We start from the raw sequence: 6,525 nt of genomic DNA on the forward strand, positions 1-6,525 counted from the left end.
GCCCGACGTTGAAGGTCTGCTTGCGCTGGTCGTTGAACTTGGTGCTGCCGACGCCGCCGATCAGGTACACGGCCGACGCCTTCGCGGTGTTGCGGCCGAAGAAGATCTCGCCCGGCAGCACGTTCACGCCGATCGAGACGTTGTAGTAGCGCAGCTTCTGGCTGTCGTCGGAGAGCACGCCGCCGGGCAGGATCTGCCGGAACGATTCGTCGCTCACCTTGGTCTGGGCGTAGACGGCCTCGACGAAGTAGTCCTCGGTGATGTGGTAGCCCACGCGCAGGCCCGAGACGGCGTTGGCGCCGAAGTTCTGCGTGCTGTAGGTGCCGCCGAACAGGCCGAACTCGAAGTCGTTCGACGGGATCTTCGGCACGTTCACCGGGCGGCGGTCGACCTGCGGCACGATCACCTGCTCGTTCCCGGGTTCGACGACCTGCTGCTGGTTCTGGGCCTGCGCCGCGAACGGCGCGGCGAGGCAGGCCGCGAGGACAAGACGTTGGAGTTTGCGCATGGCCGTCAATTGAAGAAGAAGGAGAAGCCGACCGTGGCGGCACGGTACTCGGCGCTGCGGGTGTCGTCGATGAACACCGTGTAGAGCGACCAGTCGGCCCGCAGCACGAAGCGGTCGGACAGGTGGTAGCGCACGCCGATGCCGGCGTCGGCCATCTTGGAGTTGGTGCCGACCGCGTCGACCAGCGTCGAGTTCGGCACGTTCTTGAACTTGCCGAAGCCGACCGCGAAGAACGGCGACAGGCGCTTGTCGGACCAGGGCTCCACCATCAGGTTGGCATGCCAGAAATCGCTGCCGGAGAACACGCCCTGCACCTGGCCGAGCGTGGCTTCGAGCGACAGCGTGTCCGACAGGCGGTAGCCGGTCCACATCTTCAGCATCGGCTCGCCCTTGAAGCGGCCCCAGCCGGTGCCGAACTCGACGCGGCGCTTCAGGTAGTCGTCGAGCAGCACGTCACGGAAGGTCTTGGTGCCGCCGGCCTCGGTCAGCGTGGTCTCGAGCTGCGCGCGCGTGACCCAGCCTTCCTTGCCCTTGTCGGTGCGCACCTTGAACCAGTCGGTGTGGCGCAGCAGCACCTCGATCCACTCGCCCTTCTCGGCAATGTGGAACACCGGGTAGCCGCGGCCCGCGCCGGTGTGCATCTCGATGTAGGGGTCGCTGACCTGCAGCCGCTCCGGCGGCGTGTCGGCAGCCACGGCCGGCAGCGCCGCGCCGCCCAACGCACAGGCGAGCGCCAGCCCCTGGAAGGCGTGGCGAAGGCGGGTGTGGAGACGGCGTGGAGGGGACTCGGGCTGTGGAGCGAGGGTCATGCTGGCATTGTTGTCAGTTTGTATTGCAGGTCCCCGTGTTCGGGTCCGCCGGCGTGAACATGTTGTAGGTCGCGGTGCTGAACTCGTCCTGGCCCGACGGCGACGGGTGGGTGATCCAGTACTCGATCAGCTTGACGTTGGCGTCCTGGTCGTTCGGGAAGATCTGCCCGCCGCCATGCAGCACGTTGATCAGCAGCGGCTTCGCGAGCAGCCGGCTCTGCGTGGTCGAGCCTTCCACCACCTCGCCCTGCGCGGAGTAGAAGTTCTTGTACATGTCGGTCTGGCGGATCGCGTCCGGCGTGTTGGCCGGGTCGGTCACGTCCAGCGCGGTCGCGCCGGTGGCGATGCGGAACGCGCCGCCGGTGCCGGCCACCGTGTCATGGCAGCCCGAGCCGGCGCAGGTGTTGGTGGTGGTCGTGCCGTTGTGCGTGATCGGCAGCGCCGCCAGGAAGATCGGGTTGATGCACTTCTGGAAGTAGGCGTACGACAGGCGCTGGCCCGATGCGCCGGCCGGGTTGTTGATCGTCGACGGGTTGCCCAGCGGGTTGCCGCCACCGCCGCAGCTGGCGAGCCAGGCTGCGGCGAGGCAGGCACCCGCCGCGCGCAGCGGCACCCGCCAGGGTGCGCGCGCAGGTGCCTCGGGAGACGCGTGCGTCATGGGGTGGTACAGCCCTTCTTGATCCAGTTGGCGATCGTCACGTAGTTCGCGCTGCCGGCCGGCAGCACGGCGGTCGGCGAACTCGCGGCGCCCGCCGGGTGCGGGATCGTCGACGGCCGCTTCAGCAGCGAGTTGGCTTCCGGATGGCAGGCGTCGTTGATCATCGTCAGTGTGACATTGAAATCGCCCTCCGCGTCACCCAGCAACACGAAGCGGTTCTCGCGGAACGCCTTGCCGGCGGCGATCTCGTCGCTGCCGATGCCCTGGTGGCAGGCGGCCGCGCAGGTGCTGCGCAGGATCGGGTACACGTCGGACTCGAACGAGGCCTGGGTGATCAGCCCGATGCCCTTCACGCCGCCTGCGGACAGGTCGTTGTAGTACTTGCTGCCGAGGTCGATCCATTCGGCCAGCAGGCGCTTCTCGGCCTTGGTCAGCAGCGTCGCGTGGTCAGGCGCGCCTGCCGCCGGGGTCGGGTACAGCGTGCGCGCATCGGCGCTGGCCATCAGCGTCGCGCCGGACAGGATCTCCAGCAGTCGGCTCTTGCGCCCCATGCCGAGGGCATCGCCTTCGCTGGCCATCGTGTCGACCATCGCCGGCTCGCGGTCGATCATCGGCACGCCTTCCTCGAGGTGGGTCTTCGGCAGGCCGGTGGCGGTATCGATGACCGGGTCGCCGATCAGCAGGCGCTCGTACGACGCGCTGCGGCCGGTGCCGGCGATCGTCGCGCTCAGGTCCAGCTTGGCCGGGTCGGCGTGGCAGGCCACGCAGGTGCCGGCGCCGTTGGTGCCGCGGCTGACCGTCCACATCGGCTGGATGTGGTCCGGGTAGTTGATGACGCCGTCGACCGGGGCGGCGGTCAGCAGGTCGTCCTTCGAATCGGTGTTGTTCTTGTACTTGATGCTGATCGGATTGCGCGCGGTCACGCCGGCCTTGGCCGTGTCGGCCCAGGTGTCGGTGGAGACCATGTCGGTCATCAGCTTCAGCACGTTCGGGTCGAGGCGCGTGCGGGTGCCGGCCATCGTCTCGCCCGACTGGTGGGCGCTCGCCAGGTTGTCGAACCAGCCCGACGGGATGGTGTTGGCCACCGCACCGGAATTCAGCGCGCCGCCGCGGCGCGGGCTGTGGCAGCCGTCGCAGGTGCGGCGTTCGCCCGGGCGGACCTGGATCCAGTTGGTGTGGGTCTGGAAGGCACGGCCTTCGGCATCGACCACCGCCAGCCCGATCGGGGTGTCGGCCGGCACCTGCAGCTTGAACGAACCGTCCGGCTCGATCGGCGCGTAGCCGAGGATCTGCTGCGGCTCGAAATCGGTCTCGCCGATCGCGGCCCGCACGCCCATGCCCTGGCTCGGCGCCACCGCGCGGAAGGCACGGATGAAGCGGGCCGGCGCGCAGCCGTAGGCCGGGTTGGCCGGGTCCTTCATCTTGACGATGTCGGCGACCTGGGCACGCGTGTCCAGCGGGTCGGTCGGCGCGGTCTTCGCGATCGCGGTGGTGCAGGTGGCCGACAGGTCGGCCGCCGCGATCACCGGGTCACCCATGCGGCCGAGGCCGTCGGTGTCGTAGACGCTGCGCACTTCGAGCAGGCCGAGCTTCTGCGCGGCCAGCGTGGCGTCGACCGGGGTCGGGTCGGTGGCGTTCGGCTCGGTGCGCGACTGCAGCGGCACCGGGTCGGTGTTCATGAAGCCCGGGGGCGGCGGCGCGATCGGCTGCAGGCCCTTCTTCGAGTTGTTCGGGTCGAACATGTAGATGCCGTACGGCGGCGGCACGTTGTCCTTCACGCCGTCGGCCTCGACCTCGCTCTCCAGCCGGTTGTCGTCGGCCAGGCGCGCCTTCTCGGCATCGGTCAGCGTGGCGCACGGCACCACCTTGCCGTTCTTCGTCACTTCGCACGGGCGGTAGGCGACGAGCACGCGGTCGGTGCCGTCCCACAGCGGGAACGGCGTCGTGATGCGGCCGTACGCCGACAGCCCGCCGTCGATGTTCAGCGCCTCTTCGGTCGGGTAGTACTGGCCGCCCTGCGCCGCGACGCTCGGGTTGGCCGGCGTGTTCTGCTCGGAGTAGTTGGCCGCGTCGACCAGGACCAGGCCGCCGCCTTCCTTGGTGCGCGACAGCGGCATCAGGTCGGACGCGAGGAAGCCCTTGAACTTGCCCTTCGGGTCCATGTCGCGCGGGTGCAGGAAGCTGTTGCCCTCGCTGTGCGCGCCGTACAGCACGAACATGTCGGTGCCGTCGGGCTTCACGCGGAACACCTTGAAGTGGTTGCGCATGCCGACGTGGTCCCAGCGCGAGAACATGATGTCGCCGTTGGGGCGCACGACCGGGTTGCGGTCATGGCTCTGGTTGACCGAGATCTGCGTGATGCTGCCGCCGGCGGCATCCATCGTGTGCAGGTTGAAGACGCGCTCGCGCTCGTACTCGTCGAGCGCGAAGCGGTTGCCGCCGACGCCCTGGTTGAAGAACGAGGTGCCCTGGCGGTTCGACGAGAACACGAAGCCCTTGCCGGCCGGCAGGTAGGCCGGGTCGACGTCGTCGCCGTCGGTGGAGCTGGTCAGACGCTTGAAGCTGCCGCCGGTCAGGCCGCTCTTCGTCATGTCGTATTCCCAGATGTTCCAGCGCCCGGTACAGGCCTTGGCGCCGTTGATCATCGAGGTGTTGGAGGTCTCGCACTTCAGCGCGAAGACGATCTTCTTGCCGTCGAACGACACCTCGGGGTCGGACACGTCGCCGTGGCCCTGGGTGATGCTCTGGGTGATGTTGTGCTCGGGCGCGCTCGGCGAGGATTTCTCGCGGATCATCAGGTCGCCGCCCTGGGCGTACGGAGCGCCGTTGGTCGGGTTCATGCCCATCGTGTTGACGCGCTGCGTGTACGCGAGCGGCACGTCGCCTTCCACCGTGAGGCTGGATGAATCGCTGGAACTGCCGCTGCCGCAGGCCGCGAGGACCGCGACCATGGTGGCGAGCAGCGCTGCTCCGGCGGACCGGATGCTGCCTCGGTGCGCCCGGCGATCGCTCGCGGGGCCCTGGGTTGCTGTGGGGTACTTCATCTTCTCGCCTCCGATGCGGCCGGTCGTCTATTGCCGGCCTGGGTTGCCGGGTTGCGGGGCGGCGCCCAACAAACCGGAGGAGTAATGCAGAACACCGTCCGCGTCGATCACGATCGCATCGACGCCCTCCTGCGACTCGACGAGCCGCATGCCCTCTGCAAGGCCTTTCACGAACACGCTCTTGGACAGCCCTTCGCTCGTGAGCCCGTCCTCGGCGAGGATGGTCACGCTGCGAACGCCGTGCGCCGACCGCCCCGTCTTCGGGTCGATCACATGGTGGAAACGCTCGCCGTCGCGCTCGAAGAAGCGCTCGTAGTCGCCCGAGGTCGACATCGCCGTGTCTTCCAGCGGCAGCAGCGCGACGACCTCGCCGGGGCGGCGCGGGTCGCGCACCGCGATGTTCCACGGGCGGCCGCGGCGGTCGCCGAGCACGTAGCTGTCGCCGCCGGCCGCCACCACCGCATGGCGGATGCCGTGGCCGCGCAGGATCGCAGCGGCGCGGTCGACCGCATGGCCCTTGGCGAAGCCGCCCAGGTCGATGCGCATGCCGGGGTGGCCGAAGCGGACGGTCTTGTCTTCCGGATCGAGCAGCAATTGCTGCCAGCCGATCGCGGCGCGGGCCGCGGCCAGCTGGGCTTCGGTGGGCGCGCGCTGCTCGCGGTAGTCGTAGAGCTGGCCGGCGCTGGCGTAGGTGATGTCGAAGGCGCCATCGGAGAGGCGCGAGAAATGCAGCGCGCGTTCCAGCAGCCCGTACAGCTCGTTGCTGAGCGCCACCGGGTGGGCGGCGGCTTCGCGGTTGATGCGCGACAGCTCGGACGACGCCTTCACCGGGCTCATGGTCCAGTCGATGCGCTGCATGTCGGCCATCACGGCGGCAATGGCGGCCTCGCCGGCGAGGCGGTCGTCGCTCCACAGCTCGACCGAGACCGAGGTGCCCATGATCGCTTCCTCGCGGCGCAGCCAGCCGCCACCGCGCACGGCCGGTTCGGCGTGCGGAGCGGGGTTCATCGACCTGACTGGCTTGCTGGACACGAGGCCCTCCGGAACCAACTGCACTTCATTCCCTCGGAATCGTTGACCGTCTTGAGATGACTGTCCCTTGATACATGTCCTACGCAGGTCACGTGCCTGCATGGCGGAGCGGATCTTCGTCCCGAAAACCCCTGAAAATGTGTCAATAGTTGGCAAACGGGGGGGACCTTACATCCTGTTCCAGAAGAAACGGTGACCCTTTTTGCTCGTCCAGACGAGATCTGCATCAGATGTGAACGAAGGCAACCGGCGGCGGCTCATGGAGCCTGCCGGCGGCGATGGCGCAGATCGTGCTGTCCCTGATGCGGGGGTTGGCGAGGGCACCGATACTCCCGGGCTGGGCCCGACCCACCACATATCCGACCCATACCGAAGCGCAGACAACTCCGATACCGACGCCCGATCGTCGCCATTCTTCCCCCGCCCTCCTTTCCCGCCATCCCCACTTTCATGTTGAGTGCCCATCACCTTCGC

At 68.2% G+C, this 6,525-nt stretch carries 5 protein-coding genes; all 5 read right to left on the minus strand.

The genetic code is table 11. The annotated features are described in order from the left end of the window. A partial coding sequence (locus tag AC1DXV_RS29650) for an outer membrane beta-barrel domain-containing protein (protein WP_477937022.1) occupies positions 1-508 on the minus strand: 508 nt, incomplete at its 3' end. A gap of 5 nt (positions 509-513) precedes the next feature. Further along, the gene (locus AC1DXV_RS29655) at positions 514-1,317 is read right to left on the minus strand and encodes an SH3 domain-containing protein (protein ID WP_477937024.1); all 804 of its coding nucleotides are present in this window, start codon (positions 1,315-1,317) and stop codon (positions 514-516) included. A 13-nt stretch (positions 1,318-1,330) separates the two neighbouring features. Then, the gene (locus tag AC1DXV_RS29660) at positions 1,331-1,975 is read right to left on the minus strand and encodes a hypothetical protein (protein WP_477874421.1); all 645 of its coding nucleotides are present in this window, start codon (positions 1,973-1,975) and stop codon (positions 1,331-1,333) included. After that, positions 1,972-4,926: an HzsA-related protein gene (locus AC1DXV_RS29665; protein ID WP_477937026.1), complete on the minus strand. Its 2,955-nt coding sequence runs from the start codon at positions 4,924-4,926 to the stop codon at positions 1,972-1,974. The genes AC1DXV_RS29660 and AC1DXV_RS29665 overlap by 4 nt, the downstream gene beginning before the upstream one ends. A gap of 120 nt (positions 4,927-5,046) precedes the next feature. Next, positions 5,047-6,027: an FAD:protein FMN transferase gene (locus AC1DXV_RS29670; RefSeq protein ID WP_477937028.1), complete on the minus strand. Its 981-nt coding sequence runs from the start codon at positions 6,025-6,027 to the stop codon at positions 5,047-5,049. Positions 6,028-6,525: the final 498 nt, after the last annotated feature.

The organism is Rhizobacter sp. P3_C12 (assembly GCF_056402735.1).